The organism is Ferrovibrio sp. (assembly GCF_017994015.1).
Classification (GTDB): Bacteria; Pseudomonadota; Alphaproteobacteria; order Ferrovibrionales; family Ferrovibrionaceae; genus Ferrovibrio.
Genome location: NZ_JAGOLP010000011.1, coordinates 45,849 through 61,354, shown reverse-complemented (window position 1 = coordinate 61,354; position 15,506 = coordinate 45,849). Strand labels below are relative to the sequence as shown.

The window sequence follows — 15,506 nt, the reverse complement described above, 5'->3', positions numbered from 1 at the left end:
CGACCCGATGAAACATCTTATTGGTGTATTTTGCCTTTTTACAGGTGAATTTTATGGTCTGAAATGCAGATTCTGCACGAAAAACAAGTTTCCCTGCTAACCGACTGGATTACCGGCTCGGCCTTTGCCATGCGCTGCCTGCGTATGGTGCGCGACCTGGCACTGCCGGATTGGGCGATTGGCGCCGGTTTTGTGCGCTCGCTGGCCTGGGATCGGCTTTGTGGCTATGCCACGCCCACACCGCTTCCGGATATTGACGTACTGTTCTTCGATACCGCCGACCTGTCGCCTAAGCGCGAACGCGACGGCGAAGCCTGGCTGGAGCAGCAATGGCCGAGCCAGGGCTGGAGTCTGCGCAATCAGGCCCGCATGCATGCCGGCAATGGCGACCTGCCTTACCGCGACACGGCCGATGCCATCGCCAATTGGCTGGAAACACCCACCGCCGTGGCGGTGCGGCTGGAACCGGATAACAGGCTACATATCATTGCGCCGCATGGTCTGGATGACTTGCTGGCGCTGCGCGTGCGGCCCACCCTGGCGGGCCAGCGCCGCATCGCCGCCTATCACGCCCGCATGGCAGCCAAGAACTGGGCCGCCACCTGGCCGAATGTTGTGGTGGAAGGGCCTACTTGATGCTGACCAGTTCAACGTCGAAAATCAGTGTGGCATTCGGCGGGATCACACCACCGGCACCACGGGCACCATAGCCAAGCTCCGGCGGAATGATCAGGCTGCGGCGGCCGCCGACCTTCATACCGGCAACGCCTTCATCCCAACCCCGGATCACTCGGCCAGCACCCAGCGGGAAAGCAAACGGCTCGTTGCGATCCCGCGAGGAATCGAATTTTTTGCCCTTCTGGCCGTTCTCGAACAGCCAGCCGGTGTAATGCACAACGGCGGTTTGGCCGCGCACGGCCTCGGCACCGGTACCCGGCTTTTCCTCGATATAGCGCAGACCCGATGCGGTGCGCTGCTCAGCGGCGGATTGGGCGTCGGCGGGTTCGGTGGTCATGGCAATGGTCCCAAGCACAAGAGTTAGGGCAGCGAGCAGACGGCGCATAGGGCGAAGCTCCGAAGCAGATGGGGATGATTCTAGGCGGCGCCTCAGCGCACGCCGATCAATTCGATCTCGAAGATCAGTGTGGCACCTGCCGGGATGATCCGGCCCATGCCCTGACTGCCATAGCCGAGATAGGGCGGCACGATGATCCAGCGCTTGCCGCCCACTTTCATGTAGCGCACACCTTCATCCCAGCCTTTGACCACCTTGCCGGCGCCAAGCTGGAAGCTGAACGGCTCCTTGCGCGCACGCGACGAATCGAACATGCGGTCGGCCTTGCCGTCCTTGAAGATCCAGCCGGTGTAGTGCACGGTCACGATCCGATCCGGTGAGGCCTTGTCGCCATCACCGATCTTTTCGTCCCATACCTTCAGGCCAGAGGCCGTAGAGCTAAATTTAGCGGCATCCTGCCCTGACTTGCCGCCAAGGCCGATTGCTCCCAGAAGTTTCCCAAGCATGGTGCGAGTATAACCGTTTCTGCCGGAAGAGTGTAGCGGGAATGGCAGATAAACTGATGAAATCATGCCGTGCGGGCAATTTCCGCCTCCCGCACGGCTTCCGGGGCGGAAATCGGCACGTCCGGCGCCATCACATGCTCGCGCATTTCGGCCCAGTGCAGAATTTCCAGCCGGCCATCGGCATGTTCGGCCAGTGCGGTGCAGCTTTCCACCCAGTCGCCATCGTTGCAGTACAGGATACCGTCGATATCCCGCATCTCGGCATGGTGGATATGGCCGCAGACCACGCCATCCACATGGCGCCGCCGCGCTTCTTCAGCGATGGCACGCTCATATTCCGAGATGAAGGCCACTGCGTTCTTCACCTTGTGTTTGAGATAGGCGGACAGCGACCAGTAAGGCAAACCGAAGCGGCGCCGCAGGTGATTGAACCAGGTGTTCATATTCAGCGCCGCCGAATAGGCCATATCGCCGAGCAGGGCGAGCCATTTGGCATAAGTGACGATACCGTCGAAATGATCGCCATGGGTCACCAGCAGGCGGCGACCATCGGCCGTGATATGCACCGCTTCCATCTGCACAGCAACGCCGCCAAAATGCTGTTCGGTGAAATCGCGCAAAGCCTCGTCATGATTGCCCGGCACATAGATCACCTGGGTGCCTTTGCGTGCCTTGCGCAGCAGCTTCTGCACCACATCGTTATGGCTCTGGTTCCAATACCACGACCGTTTCAGGCGCCAGCCATCGATCACATCGCCAACCAGGTAGAGTGTGTCTGATTCGGTGTGGCGCAGAAATTCCAGCAGCAAATCAGCCTTGCAACCGCGTGTACCCAAATGCACATCTGAAATCCAAAGCGTGCGATAGCGCAGCACGGTACTCGGCGGCGCCGCATTGCTACTATCGGGCGTAAGGTCCAGCGGCATCATGTTCATCGCGGGCTCCGGCGGCGAATCGGCACGCCTGCCGCGTGCCGGCGCGACCATGCGCAAGCAGCGCGGCTAAGTCCCGTGAATTTTCCATGAAGGATGTGACGATGTGGTTACAGACGCGCTGTAACCACCCGGCAGATCAGCGCAGCAGATCAACCACGCGGCGATTGGATTCGGTGGTGAAAGCCAGCGATTCTATCGACAGGCCGCGCTGCAGGATGGCCGATTGGCGCACCGCCGCCGCTTCGGTGATATCGGTATCAACCAGGGCGCCGAGGCTTTTTTTCAGCGCATCCACCAGAGCGCCAATGAATACATTCTTTTCGCTGATGGCCTTGCCGGTGGAAGCGATATCGGCCGTGGTTTGGTTCACCTTGCTTTGCAGATCAGTGACCGCGTCAAGCGTGGCCAGGGCCGAATCGGCATCCGTGATGTTGTTCACTGCGGTGGTGAGGGCATCAACCTCAGTCTGGCCATCAAAAGCCGAGACGGTGATGGTATTGCCGGCGCTATCGGCGATGAAGCTGCGCGACTGGGCGCCATCGGCAAGCAGGCTGGAGCCGTTATAGGAAGAAATATTGCGCGCCGACTCGATCTGGCGCAGCATTTCCTGCGTGTTGGACTTGATCGCGGCACGGGCGCTTTCCGCCGTGGCGCCATCGGCCAGCAGGATCACATTGGCGCGGATTTCATTGGTCAGATCATAAATCTGGCGCAGGCCGGATAAAGCCACCTGCACGGTATTCTGCCCCTGGGCCAGCGAGGATTGCACCGATGCGGCGGTTTTCACCTCGGCCCGCACGGTCTGCGCCACCGAGAAGATTGAAGCATCATCCAGCGAGTCAGCAACGCGATAACCGCTCTCGATCCGTTTGGACGACGAGACAAAGCGTTCATCAATGCTGCGCAGGGAATGGACAGCCGTAAAAGCCGCCGAACTGGTAATGACCGAGACCATTCTGTCCCCCGATCTTCTGAATTGTTGTTTCGGGAAGCCGCAAGCCGTTCTCGGCCTAGCCTCCCGGTTAACGTGTTTTTAATAATTTTCCGCCGCGTTTGCAAGCACTTAATGGAAGTAGTTGATTCAGATGGAGATTCCGCCCCAACCAAGGCGCGAAAGCGACGCCCCACAGCACCCGCCAGCAAAAAGGGCCCGCCAGATGGCGAGCCCTTGAAGCCAGGGTAGCCTGTCGAGCCGTACGGCTCAGACGGCTTCCTTGAGCGCCTTGGAAGCGCGGAAGGCAACCTTCTTGGAGGCCTTGATCTTGATCGGCTCGCCGGTCTGCGGATTGCGGCCGGTGCGGGCGGCGCGCTTGCGCACCTGCAACACGCCCAGATCGCCAAGGCGAATGCGCTCGCCCTTCTTCAGCGACTTGGTGACGGCGGCAAAGAAATCGTCGAACAGCGCGACGGTGGACTTCTTTTGCAGGCCGTTCTTCTCGGCCAGCGCATTGACAATCTGCTTGGCGGTCACAGTGACCGTCTTGGTGGTCGCGGCGGCTTTCGCCATGGTTTTCACTCCTCCGTTGAGTCGATCTTTTCGGGTGTCCGAATCGAATCGGGGTGCATCCCCGAACTTCTGCATAGCATCGCCCAGGCGCCTTGCCCATCGCCCTGACGCTAAAAAGCCGCTTGTAATGCGGCTTAATCAGTGCCGAGGCGACGATTCGCCGCCAATGACGGGGCTTCACGCCATCGTGGCCAACAACTTCTCGCGCAGAATGCGTTTCATCAGCTTGCCATTCGCGTTGCGCGGCAAGGGTTCGTCCACCAAAGTGAAGCTTTCCGGCACCTTGTAATCGGCCAGCCGCGTGGCGCAGAAACGGTGCAGTTCATCGGCTGAAACATCGCCATGGCGCCGACTGACAAAGGCATGTACGCGCTCGCCCAGCACCGGACAAGGCTTGGCCACAATGGCGCTTTCCAGCACGCCATCATGCGCCGCCAGCACATTCTCCACCTCCACAGAGAATATCTTGTAGCCACCGCGATTGAGCATGTCCTTGACACGGTCAAACACCCGCACAAAGCCATCGGCATCCTTCATGCCAACATCGCCGGAATGCCAATAACCAGCGGTGAATTCACGCGCCGTGGCTTCCGGATTGCGCCAGTAGCCCGGCACCACCATGGCGCCGCCGATCCATAATTCGCCGGTTTCGCCAGGCGCCACTTCGCGGCCATCAGCATCCATCACGCGCACCTCGCCACAAGGCAGCACCAGACCGACACTATCGGCATGCGCTTTGGTCAGTGCCGCCGGCATCATGGTGGTGGGCGATGTTGTTTCGGTGGCGCCATAAGCATTCATCAGGCCAAGATTGGGCAACTTCTGCGCCAGGGCGGCAATCACAGCGGCCGGCGTCGGCGCACCGCCATAGCCGCCAACGCGCCAGGCCGAAAGATCAGCGTTATCAAAATCCGGCTCCAGCAGGCACAGGCTGTACATGGCCGGCACCAGCACAGCTTGGGTGATGCGTTCACGCGCCGCCAGGTCAAGAAACGCCTTGGTCTTGAATTCCGGCATCATCACCAGCGTGGCTTGCGCCTGTGCCGCCAGCATGATCTGCGCCACCAGGCCGGTGACGTGGCTGGCCGGCACTGCCAGCAGCAGCCGATCCTGCGGCCCGAGCGCCATGCCATATTGAAAATGCAGCAGCGAATGCGCCAGGTTGAAATGGGTGAGCATGGCGCCTTTGGGCCGCCCGGTGGTGCCGGAGGTGTAGAGGATCACCGCCGTGGCTTCCTCTGCCACATCGGGGCGTGGCGGCGCGTTGCCATTCAGCGCAGCAAAATCCTCGGCGCCAGCTGCGCCGCCTGGTGCCAGGCGATGCAGCAGGTCAGGTGTCTCGGCAACCGGCGGCAGCCGTTCAACCAGGCTGGGTTCAAAAACCAGCGCCTTGGCGCCGGCATGTTCAAGGATATAGGCGATCTCGGGCTGTTGCAGGCGTGTGCCCATCGGCACGGCAATGGCGCCCAGGCGCAGGGCGGCATAAAGCGTGAGCAGAAATTCCACCCGGTTGCCAAGCAGCAGCGCCACCCGGTCGCCCGGGCCAATGCCGCGCGCCGCCAAGCCACCCGCCACCTGCTCAACACGACGCCCCAGCTCGGCATAACTCAGCCGCTCGTCGCCGCAAACCACGGCCTCCGCCTCGCCCCGGCTGGTTATGGCCCGGGCCAGAATGTCGTAGCTGTCCTGCACCCGCTCGGCAAAACAGCACACCAGACGATCACCAAAATGCGCCTCAAATCTGGTGGCCACACCGGCCGGCAATGTCCAACTCGGCATGCTTCCCTCCCTGCTCGTGTTGCATCAGCCTAAACATTGACGCGCCCGGTGTTAAGCGCGACCCTAGGCGCAAATCGGATCCGTTTCCAAGGAGTAGAAAGATGACCACCCTGTTTATCGGCGGCGCGCTGTTTGATGGCCATAACCCGCCTGTGCCGGACCATGGCGTGCTGGTGGAGCATGGCAAGGTGGCACAGGTTGCCCCCAAGGGGGAATTCGCCGGTTTCAGTGGCAGCGTGGTGGATACCAGCGGCGGCACCCTGCTGCCCGGCCTGATCGATTGCCATGTGCATCTTACTTCGGGCGGCGAGGCTGATCCGATGACGGTGCAGAAAAAACTCGGCGCAGCCCAGCTTACGCTCAAGACCCTGACCCTGGCGCAGCAGACCTTGAAGGCTGGCATCGTGGCGGTGCGCGATTGCGGCGGCCGCGACTATATTGAGATCGGCGTGCGCGATGCGATCCTGCGTGGCGAATTCGATGGCCCGACCATCCGCGCCGTAGGCAAGATGATCTGCATGACCGGCGGCCACGGCAACAGCACCGGCCGGGTGGCCGATGGTGTGGATGATGTGATCCGCGCCGTGCGCGAGCAGATTCATGCCGGCGCCGATGCGATCAAGATTATGGCCACCGGCGGCGTGATGACGCCCGGCGTTGATCCCGAGGATGCGCATTACAGTCGCGAGGAAATGGCCGCGGGTCTGGCCGAGGCAGCACGTTTCCGCAAACGCACTGCCAGCCATGCCCAGGGCGCCGAAGGCATCATGAATGCCGTGCTGGGCGGCGTCAGCTCAATCGAGCATGGCATCTTCATGAACCAGGAATGCCTGGCTGCGATGCTGGAGCGGGGCACCTATCTGGTGCCCACTCTGGCAGCAGTGAAGAATATCGTGCGCAACAAGAATGCCGGCATCCCACCCTGGGCGGTGGAAAAGGCCGAGCGGGTGTATGAAGTGCATCTGCGTGCCTTCAAGATGTTCTACGAAGCCGGCGGCAAGGTGGCGATGGGCACCGATGCCGGCACGCCGTTCAACCGCCATGGCGAGAATGCGCTGGAACTGGAATATATGGTGGAAGCCGGCATGCAGCCGCTGGATGCGCTGCGCAGCGGTACCAGCCTGGCCGCCGACCTGCTCGACCTGCCGAGCCATGGTCAGGTGAAAGCCGGCGCGGCGGCGGATTTTCTGCTGGTAGCCGGCGACCCGGTGGCCGACATCACCCGCGCCTCGCGCCCCGAGCATCGCCTGGCCGTGTTCCGCAAGGGCGGCGTGGCAGCAGGCCTGCCCACCATGCTGGGCGGCCTGCGCGGCCAGATGCCGGGCTTGAGCCAAGCGGCGGCGTTTTGAGCGCTCGTTTAGCTCTTCTGGCGCTGCTCGGCTGGCTGCTGCCGATCATCCCGGCAGCGGCCGGCGCCGAAATCAGCGTGCATGGCCGCGACATCCTGCTGGGTGGCAAACCCTATATCGTGCAGGGCGCCGCCGGCAGCACGCAGCTTGGCGTGTTGCGCCAGCTTGGCGCCAATACTATCCGCACCTATGGCGCCGAAGAGGCTGGCGTGCTGGATGAGGCGCATAAGCATGGCCTGAAAGTGATCCTGGGCTTCTGGCTGGAACATCCACGCCGCGGCGTCAGCTATCGCGATCCGGCTTTTGTGCGTGGCCAGCTTGCCAAGCTGGAAGCCTTTGTTGAACGCCACAAGAAGCACCCTGCCCTGCTGATGTGGGGCCTGGGCAACGAAGTGGAATCCGAGCTTGCCGATGACGCCGAAGTGTGGCCCGGCATCGAGGCCGCAGCCAAACTGGTCAAGCGGCTTGATCCGGCGCATCCCACCCTGGCTGTGCTGGCCGAGGCCGGCAACAACAAGGTGGCCAAGCTGGTGGCGGCGGCACCCAGCATTGATGTGCTGGGCGTGAACGCCTATGGCGAGGGCCTGACCAGCCTGCCCGAGCGTGTGCGCAAGCAGGGCTGGGATGGCCCGCTGCTGATCACCGAACTGGGGCCGCGTGGCCAGTGGCAGGCGGCAAAAACTCCCTGGGGCGCCTTCATCGAACCAAGCAGCACAGAGAAAGCCGCACTTCTGGCGACTTATCTGCCCAAGCTGGCACCACCGGCAAGCAATGGCTGGCTGGCCTTCCTGTGGGGCAACAAGCAGGAAGTGACCCCGACCTGGCACAGCATGCTGCTGCCGGGCGGCGAGTGGAACCAGACCGCCGAAGTGCTGGCGGCGCAATGGCGCGGCCGCACACCAGGCGGCAATCGCGCACCCCGCATAGCAAGATTCCAGTTCAGCCATGCGCCGCAATGGCCGGCCGCCCATGCCGGCCGCGCCCTGCTGGAAGCCAGCGATCCCGATGGCGATGCCCTGCGCGCCGAATGGACGGTGTTGGCCGAAAGCACGGATCTGCGCGTGGCCGGCGATCTGGAGACTGTGCCGCCGAGTTTTCCGCGCGCGACTTTGGGCGGCGATATTGCCGGTGTCAGCATCCAGGGCCTGAAACCCGGGCGCTACCGACTGTTTCTGGTGCTGCGTGATGGCAAGGGCGCCGCCGCCACTGCCAACCTGCCTTTCCTGGTCGAATGAGGTAAACCGCGATGCAGACCTATCTGGAAGATTGCCTATGGGGCAAGTTCCTGCTGCTGCACGGTGATTTCATCAGCGATCACATGCGGGTTTATGGCGAATGGAGCGAGGCCGAAGTGGCCTTGTTCAAACTGCTGCTGAAGCCTGAAAGCCATGTGGTGGAAGTGGGCGCCAATATCGGCACCCATAGTGTCGCCCTGGCCAAAATCTGCCATCAGGGCCGGGTTTTCTGTTTCGAGCCGCAGCGGCCGATCTTCACCCTGCTTTGCGCCAATCTGGCGCTGAACAACATCGTCAACGCCCGCGCACTGCATGCCGCGGTGGGCGGACATGAAGGCCAGGTTGAGATCGAAACTTCGGATTACAGCCAGCCCTTCAACTATGGTTCCTTCTCGATCGACAAGGGCTTTGCCACCGAAAGCGCCTATGCCGGCAATACCTGGCGTGAGCCGGTGCGGCTGACCACGCTGGATGCCGAGCCAGCATTGCAGAATCTGGCACGGCTTGATTTGTTGAAGATCGATGTGGAGGGCCTGGAAGTGCCGGTGCTGCAAGGCGCGCAAAGCCTGATCCGGCAGCATCAGCCGGCGATTTTCTGCGAAGCCAATAAGTCAGAAACCTTTCCCGCCATCATCGGCGCCCTGAAAGATGCCGGCTACACGCCCTATTGGTATGCTGCCCAGCGCTATCGGCCCGGCAATTTCAAAGCCTCGACGCAGGAACTGAAAGGCAGTGATGTCAATCTCATCGCCTTGCCGCCCAGCCGAGCCAAGCCCGCGCTGGACCTGCTCGAAGCCAACAGCTTCGAGCAGATCACAAGCGGCGCCGTGCGGCCTTTCATGCTGAAATGACACTCACGCTGGGGCGGCTTGGCGGGCGCGACGCAGCCCGATCATTTCCAGTTCGGTGAGCACGGCCACGGCGCCGGCCTGGGCCAGCACGAAGCCATAGCCAAGCGGGGTGGGTGAATAGCCACCGGCCAGCAACAGCAGGATGCTGTCCAGCACCCATAGCACATTCAGCGCCACCACCAGCCAGACACCACCGCGCGGGATGGCCTGGCGCGTGGCGAGATAAAGCAGCAAGCCGGCGAAAGGCAGCAGGCTGAGGCCGGCATAACGCAACAGGCTTTCCGGCAGGCCGAGCAGATCGTTCAGAAGGCCGGCGCCCAACAGCATCAGCAGCCCGGCGGCGATGCAGGTGACAGCATCAAGAAACAGGATGCGACGGAGAAAAATCATGGTGAAACTCCTTGTGGCTTGGTGAGTGATGCACCCAGCCTGCCGCAGGCCCGGCAGCGCGTCGATTACCTGCCAGGTAATTGGAGCACGGAAATTTTCCGGTTAGTCTGATGGCATGACGGAAGCATCACCGATCGGCGGCCTGTTGCGCGACTGGCGCCAGCGCCGCCGCATGAGCCAGCTCGACCTTGCACTGGAGGCCGATATCTCCACCAAGCATCTGAGCTTTGTTGAAACCGGCCGTGCCGCGCCAAGCCGCGAGATGCTGCTGCGGCTATGCGAGCACCTGGATGTGCCTTTGCGCGAGCGCAATACGCTGCTGGTTTCGGCCGGCTTCGCCCCGGTATTTCCGGAACGCGCCCTCAATGACCCGGCATTGGATCAGGTGCGCCAAGCCATCGATAAAATATTGGCCGGGCACGAGCCCTATCCGGCGCTGGCGATTGATCGGCATTGGCATATGGTGGCCGCCAATCGCATGGTGGCACCGCTGCTGGCTGGCGCCGATGCGGCATTGCTCAAGCCGCCGGTGAATGTGCTGCGGCTGAGCCTGCATCCTCAGGGCCTGGCCAGCCGCACGGCGAATTACACCGAATGGCGCGCTCATCTGCTGGCGCGGCTGAAGCGACAGATCGATATCTCGGCTGATGCCAAACTGAGCGCGCTGCATGCCGAACTGGCCGCTTATCCGCCACCGCCCGGCATCCCGGCACGGCGGCCGCCCGAACGCCCCGCAGATAGCCTGGCAGTGCCGCTGCAATTCAGCACCGAAGCCGGCCTGCTGAGTTTTTACAGCACCACCATGATGTTCGGCACGCCGGTGGATATCACCCTGGCCGAACTGGCCATCGAGGCATTTTTCCCCGCCGATGCGGAAACCGCCGAAATCCTGCGCCGCCTTGCCGGTTAACCGTCAGCCTTGCTGAATTCCACCAACAGACCGGGAGCAGCATCGTCGAGCCGGATGGTAATCCCATGCAGGTCTGCCACAGCAGCAGTCAAAGCCAGCCCCAGCCCGTTGCCTGGCGTGGTGCGGCTGCGCTCCAGCCGGACAAAACGCTGAAACACATGCCCGCGCTCCTCGGGCGGGATACCGGGGCCGTTATCTGTCACACAACCGATAAAACCACCCCCGGCCTTGGCACGCAGCGTCAAGACAATGCGCGTGCCGGGCGGACAATGGCGGATGGCATTCTCCACCACATTGGCCAGCATCTGGGTCAGCAATTCGCGGTCGCCACGCAGGCTGATACCTGGCGCAAGATCAGCCTGCAGGCTCTGGCCGGCATCTTCCGCCACTGCGGCATAGGCATCGGCAATGGCCCCGAATACCGCCGACAGGTCAACCAGCTGGAAATTCGCCTTGCGGCGGCCGGCTTCAATCTGCGCAATACGCAACAAAGCCGCAAAGGTGGCCAGGATGGTATCCACTTCGATTATCGCCTGGTCGATGGCAGTTTCATAATCCGTCGCCGAGCGCGATTTCAGCCGAGTGGTTTCCAGCCTTTGGCGCAAACGACTGAGAGGGGTACGCAGATCGTGGGCGATATCATTTGATACCTGGCGCAGGCTTTCCATCAGCGCTTCCAGCCGATCCAGCATGTCGTTGAGACCAAGCGAAAGACGGTCCAGTTCGTCATCCGTGCCACGGGTCGGGATGCGGCCCTGTAGATTGTTTTGCACGATATCCTGCGCTGCGCGGCTGATCGCCTCAACCCGGCGCAGAAAACTGGCGCTGAGCAGCAAGCCCCCGCCCACTGCCAGGACAAGCATGCCGGCCAGCGCCAGCAGGAAGGTGCGGATAATAACCTCCTCGGTTTCCACCATGCGGAAACCATCCTCGCCCACCACCAGATAGGCCCCGCCAGGCAGGCTACGGCCAAAAGCCAACAGGGCATGTTCGGCCCATTCCTCGGCATCCTCATCATCGTCAAACTGAGCGCGCGGCGGCGGTAATTCATGCCATCCTGCATGGCGCGCGGATTTCGGCATATTGCCAGCCAGCACGGTGTCATCGGCGGCCAGCAGCAGATAATAGGTGGTGGGATGCATGCCGGAAGCCATGCGACGCTCGATCTCCGCGGCCACGGCGGGCAAACCGTTACGCGCCATATCTTCTGTCACCGTGGCGATCTCGTTTTCCACGATCCGCACCAGTTCACCGCGCAAGGTGCTACTGGCGAGGAAGTAAACCACGCCAAACAGCAATAATACCGACAGGCCGAAAATGGCGGCATAGAGTGCCGCCAGCCGGAAGCCAATGGTACGCAGCAATCTAGGTATCTGGCGCATGAATACTGTATCCGGCGCCGCGCACGGTATGGATCAATTCCGCCTTGAAGCCACGATCCACCTTGCCGCGCAAGCGGCTGATATGGGTTTCAACCACATTGGTTTGCGGATCGAAATGGAATTCCCACACATTCTCCAGCAGCATGGTGCGGGTCACCACGCGGCCGGCATGACGCATCAGATATTCCAACAGCTTGAATTCCTGCGGTTGCAGATCAATGCGCCGGCCGGCCCGGCTGACATTGCGCTTGAGCAGATCTAGCTCCAGATCGGCCACGCGCAACACAGTCTCGATCTGCGCTATGGGCGGCCGACGTGCCAATGCGTTGATACGGGCAAGCAACTCAGCAAAGGCAAAGGGTTTGGCCAGATAATCATCCGCACCGGCTTCCAACCCTTCCACCCGGTCATCGATGCCGGTCAGCGTGGTGAGAAACAGCACCGGCGTTTTTATGGCCGCGGCGCGGATGGTCTTGACAATGCCGAGGCCGTCCAGGCCAGGCAGCATGCGATCCACTACCATGACATCGTAGCCCTCGCCGGCCGCCATGAACAGGCCATCGCGGCCATTGCCGGCATGATCCACCGTATGCCCGGCTTCACGCAGGCCTTCTATAATGAAACGTGCGGTTTCCTGATCGTCCTCTATCAACAACAACTTCATGCTGGCGCCGCCTTGGATTGGGCGGGCAGTATAAATCCCGCCGCCATGACGCAACATGGCCCCAAGATTACCAATTCGTAATGTTGAGGCCATCCTCCTGCAAAGCATTATCAGTCAAGGTGGGCGTATGCTCACAAGCCGAACCACCTCCCAGCCATTGCCGCCGCGCCTTGCCTTCTGGCTGCGCTGCCTCGCCATATTTGTTGCACTGGCAGCCCTGGTGCGCCTGGTGCTGACCATCTGGGTGGCGCAGGATACGCCTACCGACATTACGCCATTTCTGGCGGCCTGGCTTGTTGGCCTGGGTGACGATATCGCCACCGGCTTGATGCTCGGCGTGCCTTTCCTGTTCGGGCTGTATCTGTTGCAACGCCCCTTGCGCTGGCGCGTCGCCAATTGGGCGGCGCATGGCCTGCTGCTGCTGCTGCTCGGATTGGCCGTATTCAGCGCTTTGGCCGAACTGTTTTTCTGGGAGGAATATAACAGCCGCTTTAATGGCATCGCCATCTATTACCTGATCTTCCCCAAGGAAGTTTTGGGCAATATCCGTGAAAGCTTTGACCTGCGGCTCTACCTGCCGCCAATCGGCCTGATTGTGCTGGCCCTCTATGGCCTGCTGCTGCGGCGGCCTTTGCGCGCGGCGCTTGCCGCGCCATTATTTCCAGGCGAACGCCGGCGCGCCCTGCTGCTCGGCCTTGGCGCCAGCCTGCTGGCCCTACCTTTTGTACTCTTCGGGCCGTTTGAGCCGGCGGTCTCGCGTACCGTGAATGAACTGGCCAGCAATGGCATGCACAGCATCCTGCATGCCTTCGCCACCAATGACAGCAAATATGATGGCGTCTATGCCGGCATCGATGAGGCCGAGGCCCTGCCGCTGCTGCGCGACATGGTGCGGCAGGACAATACCACCAACCTGGCGGCAGCCAGCGCGCGCAGTATCCTCCGTCATGTTGATAATGGCGCGGCGCCGGCGAAAAAGCTGAATGTTGTGTTGATCCTGGAGGAGTCGTTCGGTTCGGTCTATTTCGAGGATGTATTCGATCCGAAGCAGCAGAATTACCACCGCAGCATTTCACCGAACCTGCATCGGCTGGCCGAGGAAGGCCTGCTCTTCACCAATATCTACGCCACCGGCGACCGCACGGTGCGGGCGCTTGAGGCGGTGTTCACATCGTTTCCACCGATTCCTGGCATCTCCACTGCGCGCCGTGCCGGTTCGGAAGGAATGAACTCACTGCCCTTTTTGCTGGAGAAATTCGGCTATCGCTCGGCCTTTCTGTATGGTGGCCCCACCAGTTTCGACAATATGGGGCATTTCTGGCAGAGCATCGGCTTTCAACAGGTGTTGGGCGAAAGGGATATCGCCGACCGCAGCTTCAAGACCATTTGGGGCGTGGCCGACGAATACATGTTCAAGGAAGCACTGAGCCGTATCGATGCCATGGCGGCGATGCCGGGGCCATTTTTCTTCGCCTGCCTGACCGTGACCAACCATCGCCCGTTCATGTATCCGGAAGGCCGGGTGGCCCAGAAGCCGGCGCCAAACCAGCGCGACCATGCTGCTGCCTATGCCGATTGGGCGCTCGGCCAGTTTATCGACGCGGCGCGGTATAAACCCTGGTTTGACGATACCATCTTTGTGGTGATTGGCGATCATGGCCCGAAAGTGTGGGGCGCAGCACAAATTCCGGTACAGGCTTTCCGTGTGCCACTGCTTTTTCTGGCTCCCAAGCATATCCAGGCAGCGCGCAATCCAGCGCTTGGATCAAGCATGGATCTAGGCCCGACCCTGCTGGGCCTGCTCGGCCTGAGCTATGACAGCCCATTTTTTGGCATCGACTTGCGCCGGGCTGCACAGGATGGCCATGGCCGCATCGCCATGGCGCATAATTTTGATGTGGCGGTGGGCGACGGCCGCAACGCGGTGATCCTGACGCCGAAAGGCGACCTGCGCGGCTATGCCATGCGCACCGGCCCCTATCAATTGGAACAACGCCCCCAAGCCGACATCCCGGATTTGATCCGGCGCCAGGCAGTGGCGCAAACCCAAACTGCGCATCGCATGTTCTACGCCAGGCAATATCACGAATTGTCGGCCGGTCGCTGATTGCCGCAGCACAATGGCTGCACTACCCTGTCGATGGACCATTTATATGGGCTTTACATGGATAGGGACGGAAACATGAATAATCTTTTCTCATTGCAGGGCCGCGTGGCCCTGGTCACCGGCGGTTCACGCGGCATCGGCAAGATGATCGCCCGCGCCTATATCGCCCAGGGCGCCAAGGTTTACATCACGGCGCGCAAGGCCGCTGCCTGTGAAGCCACCGCCCAGGAATTGTCGCAGGGTGGCGGTGAATGTATTGCATTGCCAATTGATATTTCCAGCCTGGATGGCGCGCGCAAGCTGGCGACAGAATTCAGCGCCCGCGAAAACCGGCTGGATATTCTGGTGAATAATGCCGGCGCAGCCTGGGCGGCTGCCTTTGACAGTTTCCCGGAGAATGGCTGGGACAAGGTGATGAACCTGAATCTCAAGGCGCCGTTTTTCCTGACACAGAGCCTGATCGCGCCGCTGCGTACCGCTGCCCACGCTGACAAGCCAGCCAAGGTGATCAATATCGCCTCGATTGACGGCATCTTTGTCAATCCGATGGAAACCTATTCCTATGCCGCCAGCAAGGCTGGGCTGATTCACCTGACCCGCCGCATGGCAGCGCGGCTGATCCAGGATCATATCGTGGTCAGTGCCATCGCACCGGGGCCGTTTGTTTCCGACATGAATATCGATGCCCGCGACCATGGCGATGCGGTAGCCAAGCGCGTGCCGGCTGGCCGCATCGGCACCGATGATGACATGGCGGGTGCCGCCATCTTCCTGGCATCGCGCGCCGGCGATTATGTGGTGGGTGCCACCCTGGCGGTGGATGGCGGCGTTGCCTATGCCCAGCCCGGCTTTGAGGGTACGCGCTGGAGCGAGTGA

The 15,506-nt window shown here is 61.4% G+C and carries 16 protein-coding genes; 7 read left to right on the top strand and 9 right to left on the bottom strand.

Features of this window, described 5'->3' with window-relative positions; genetic code table 11:
- Window positions 1-63 precede the first annotated feature (63 nt).
- A complete protein-coding gene (locus KBB36_RS08350; protein ID WP_290978646.1) occupies window positions 64-636 on the top strand; it encodes a nucleotidyltransferase family protein in 573 nt (190 codons plus the stop codon).
- Here KBB36_RS08350 and KBB36_RS08345 read toward each other — a convergent pair.
- From KBB36_RS08345 to KBB36_RS08320, 6 genes are all read right to left on the bottom strand, one after another.
- Window positions 629-1,015: an FKBP-type peptidyl-prolyl cis-trans isomerase gene (locus KBB36_RS08345; protein ID WP_290978643.1), complete on the bottom strand. Its 387-nt coding sequence runs from the start codon at window positions 1,013-1,015 to the stop codon at window positions 629-631. The genes KBB36_RS08350 and KBB36_RS08345 overlap by 8 nt on opposite strands.
- Before the next feature lie 92 nt (window positions 1,016-1,107).
- Entirely contained in the window at window positions 1,108-1,521 is a 414-nt protein-coding gene (locus tag KBB36_RS08340) for an FKBP-type peptidyl-prolyl cis-trans isomerase (RefSeq protein WP_290978640.1), read from the bottom strand.
- 62 nt (window positions 1,522-1,583) lie between these two features.
- Window positions 1,584-2,447 carry a UDP-2,3-diacylglucosamine diphosphatase gene (locus KBB36_RS08335; protein WP_290978737.1) on the bottom strand — a complete coding sequence of 288 codons (864 nt, stop codon included), beginning with the start codon at window positions 2,445-2,447 and terminating at the stop codon, window positions 1,584-1,586.
- A 145-nt stretch (window positions 2,448-2,592) separates the two neighbouring features.
- Window positions 2,593-3,411: a hypothetical protein gene (locus tag KBB36_RS08330; RefSeq protein ID WP_290978637.1), complete on the bottom strand. Its 819-nt coding sequence runs from the start codon at window positions 3,409-3,411 to the stop codon at window positions 2,593-2,595.
- 246 nt (window positions 3,412-3,657) lie between these two features.
- Entirely contained in the window at window positions 3,658-3,963 is a 306-nt protein-coding gene (locus tag KBB36_RS08325; protein ID WP_290978634.1) for an HU family DNA-binding protein, read from the bottom strand.
- Between the two features lie 177 nt (window positions 3,964-4,140).
- Complete coding sequence (locus tag KBB36_RS08320; protein WP_290978631.1) at window positions 4,141-5,742, bottom strand: class I adenylate-forming enzyme family protein; 1,602 nt, start codon at window positions 5,740-5,742, stop codon at window positions 4,141-4,143.
- A gap of 101 nt (window positions 5,743-5,843) precedes the next feature.
- On the opposite strand from KBB36_RS08320, the gene KBB36_RS08315 reads away from it, so the two are divergent.
- From KBB36_RS08315 to KBB36_RS08305, 3 genes are read left to right on the top strand one after another with little or no spacing between them, the layout of a single operon-like run.
- Window positions 5,844-7,091 carry an amidohydrolase family protein gene (locus KBB36_RS08315; RefSeq protein ID WP_290978628.1) on the top strand — a complete coding sequence of 416 codons (1,248 nt, stop codon included), beginning with the start codon at window positions 5,844-5,846 and terminating at the stop codon, window positions 7,089-7,091.
- Window positions 7,088-8,326: a glycoside hydrolase family 2 TIM barrel-domain containing protein gene (locus KBB36_RS08310; RefSeq protein ID WP_290978625.1), complete on the top strand. Its 1,239-nt coding sequence runs from the start codon at window positions 7,088-7,090 to the stop codon at window positions 8,324-8,326. Before KBB36_RS08315 ends, KBB36_RS08310 begins: the two co-directional genes overlap by 4 nt.
- A gap of 11 nt (window positions 8,327-8,337) precedes the next feature.
- On the top strand, window positions 8,338-9,177 hold the full coding sequence (locus tag KBB36_RS08305; RefSeq protein ID WP_290978622.1) for an FkbM family methyltransferase: 840 nt from the start codon (window positions 8,338-8,340) through the stop codon (window positions 9,175-9,177).
- A 3-nt stretch (window positions 9,178-9,180) separates the two neighbouring features.
- Here the strand turns inward: KBB36_RS08305 and KBB36_RS08300 are convergent, their stop codons facing one another.
- Window positions 9,181-9,567 carry a hypothetical protein gene (locus KBB36_RS08300; protein WP_290978619.1) on the bottom strand — a complete coding sequence of 129 codons (387 nt, stop codon included), beginning with the start codon at window positions 9,565-9,567 and terminating at the stop codon, window positions 9,181-9,183.
- A 115-nt stretch (window positions 9,568-9,682) separates the two neighbouring features.
- Between KBB36_RS08300 and KBB36_RS08295 the strand changes: the two genes are divergently transcribed.
- Window positions 9,683-10,477 carry a helix-turn-helix transcriptional regulator gene (locus KBB36_RS08295; protein WP_290978616.1) on the top strand — a complete coding sequence of 265 codons (795 nt, stop codon included), beginning with the start codon at window positions 9,683-9,685 and terminating at the stop codon, window positions 10,475-10,477.
- On the opposite strand, the gene KBB36_RS08290 is transcribed toward KBB36_RS08295, so the two are convergent.
- Together KBB36_RS08290 and KBB36_RS08285 are read right to left on the bottom strand one after the other, a co-directional pair.
- Entirely contained in the window at window positions 10,474-11,859 is a 1,386-nt protein-coding gene (locus KBB36_RS08290; protein ID WP_290978614.1) for a HAMP domain-containing sensor histidine kinase, read from the bottom strand. The two genes, KBB36_RS08295 and KBB36_RS08290, sit on opposite strands and share 4 nt — an antisense overlap.
- On the bottom strand, window positions 11,843-12,523 hold the full coding sequence (locus tag KBB36_RS08285; protein ID WP_290978611.1) for a winged helix-turn-helix domain-containing protein: 681 nt from the start codon (window positions 12,521-12,523) through the stop codon (window positions 11,843-11,845). Before KBB36_RS08285 ends, KBB36_RS08290 begins: the two co-directional genes overlap by 17 nt.
- Window positions 12,524-12,650: 127 nt before the next feature.
- Here KBB36_RS08285 and KBB36_RS08280 point away from each other — a divergent pair, with 127 nt between their 5' ends.
- The gene (locus tag KBB36_RS08280) at window positions 12,651-14,630 is read left to right on the top strand and encodes an LTA synthase family protein (protein ID WP_290978608.1); all 1,980 of its coding nucleotides are present in this window, start codon (window positions 12,651-12,653) and stop codon (window positions 14,628-14,630) included.
- A gap of 75 nt (window positions 14,631-14,705) precedes the next feature.
- On the top strand, window positions 14,706-15,506 hold the full coding sequence (locus KBB36_RS08275) for an SDR family oxidoreductase (RefSeq protein WP_290978606.1): 801 nt from the start codon (window positions 14,706-14,708) through the stop codon (window positions 15,504-15,506).

Coding starts and splice junctions, on each gene's coding strand:
- KBB36_RS08350 (WP_290978646.1), top strand. CDS start 64: ATGCAGATTCTGCACGAAAAACAAGTTTCCCTGCTAACCGACTGGATT.
- KBB36_RS08345 (WP_290978643.1), bottom strand. CDS start 1,015: ATGACCACCGAACCCGCCGACGCCCAATCCGCCGCTGAGCAGCGCACC.
- KBB36_RS08340 (WP_290978640.1), bottom strand. CDS start 1,521: ATGCTTGGGAAACTTCTGGGAGCAATCGGCCTTGGCGGCAAGTCAGGG.
- KBB36_RS08335 (WP_290978737.1), bottom strand. CDS start 2,447: ATGCCGCTGGACCTTACGCCCGATAGTAGCAATGCGGCGCCGCCGAGT.
- KBB36_RS08330 (WP_290978637.1), bottom strand. CDS start 3,411: ATGGTCTCGGTCATTACCAGTTCGGCGGCTTTTACGGCTGTCCATTCC.
- KBB36_RS08325 (WP_290978634.1), bottom strand. CDS start 3,963: ATGGCGAAAGCCGCCGCGACCACCAAGACGGTCACTGTGACCGCCAAG.
- KBB36_RS08320 (WP_290978631.1), bottom strand. CDS start 5,742: ATGCCGAGTTGGACATTGCCGGCCGGTGTGGCCACCAGATTTGAGGCG.
- KBB36_RS08315 (WP_290978628.1), top strand. CDS start 5,844: ATGACCACCCTGTTTATCGGCGGCGCGCTGTTTGATGGCCATAACCCG.
- KBB36_RS08305 (WP_290978622.1), top strand. CDS start 8,338: ATGCAGACCTATCTGGAAGATTGCCTATGGGGCAAGTTCCTGCTGCTG.
- KBB36_RS08300 (WP_290978619.1), bottom strand. CDS start 9,567: ATGATTTTTCTCCGTCGCATCCTGTTTCTTGATGCTGTCACCTGCATC.
- KBB36_RS08295 (WP_290978616.1), top strand. CDS start 9,683: ATGACGGAAGCATCACCGATCGGCGGCCTGTTGCGCGACTGGCGCCAG.
- KBB36_RS08290 (WP_290978614.1), bottom strand. CDS start 11,859: ATGCGCCAGATACCTAGATTGCTGCGTACCATTGGCTTCCGGCTGGCG.
- KBB36_RS08285 (WP_290978611.1), bottom strand. CDS start 12,523: ATGAAGTTGTTGTTGATAGAGGACGATCAGGAAACCGCACGTTTCATT.
- KBB36_RS08280 (WP_290978608.1), top strand. CDS start 12,651: ATGCTCACAAGCCGAACCACCTCCCAGCCATTGCCGCCGCGCCTTGCC.
- KBB36_RS08275 (WP_290978606.1), top strand. CDS start 14,706: ATGAATAATCTTTTCTCATTGCAGGGCCGCGTGGCCCTGGTCACCGGC.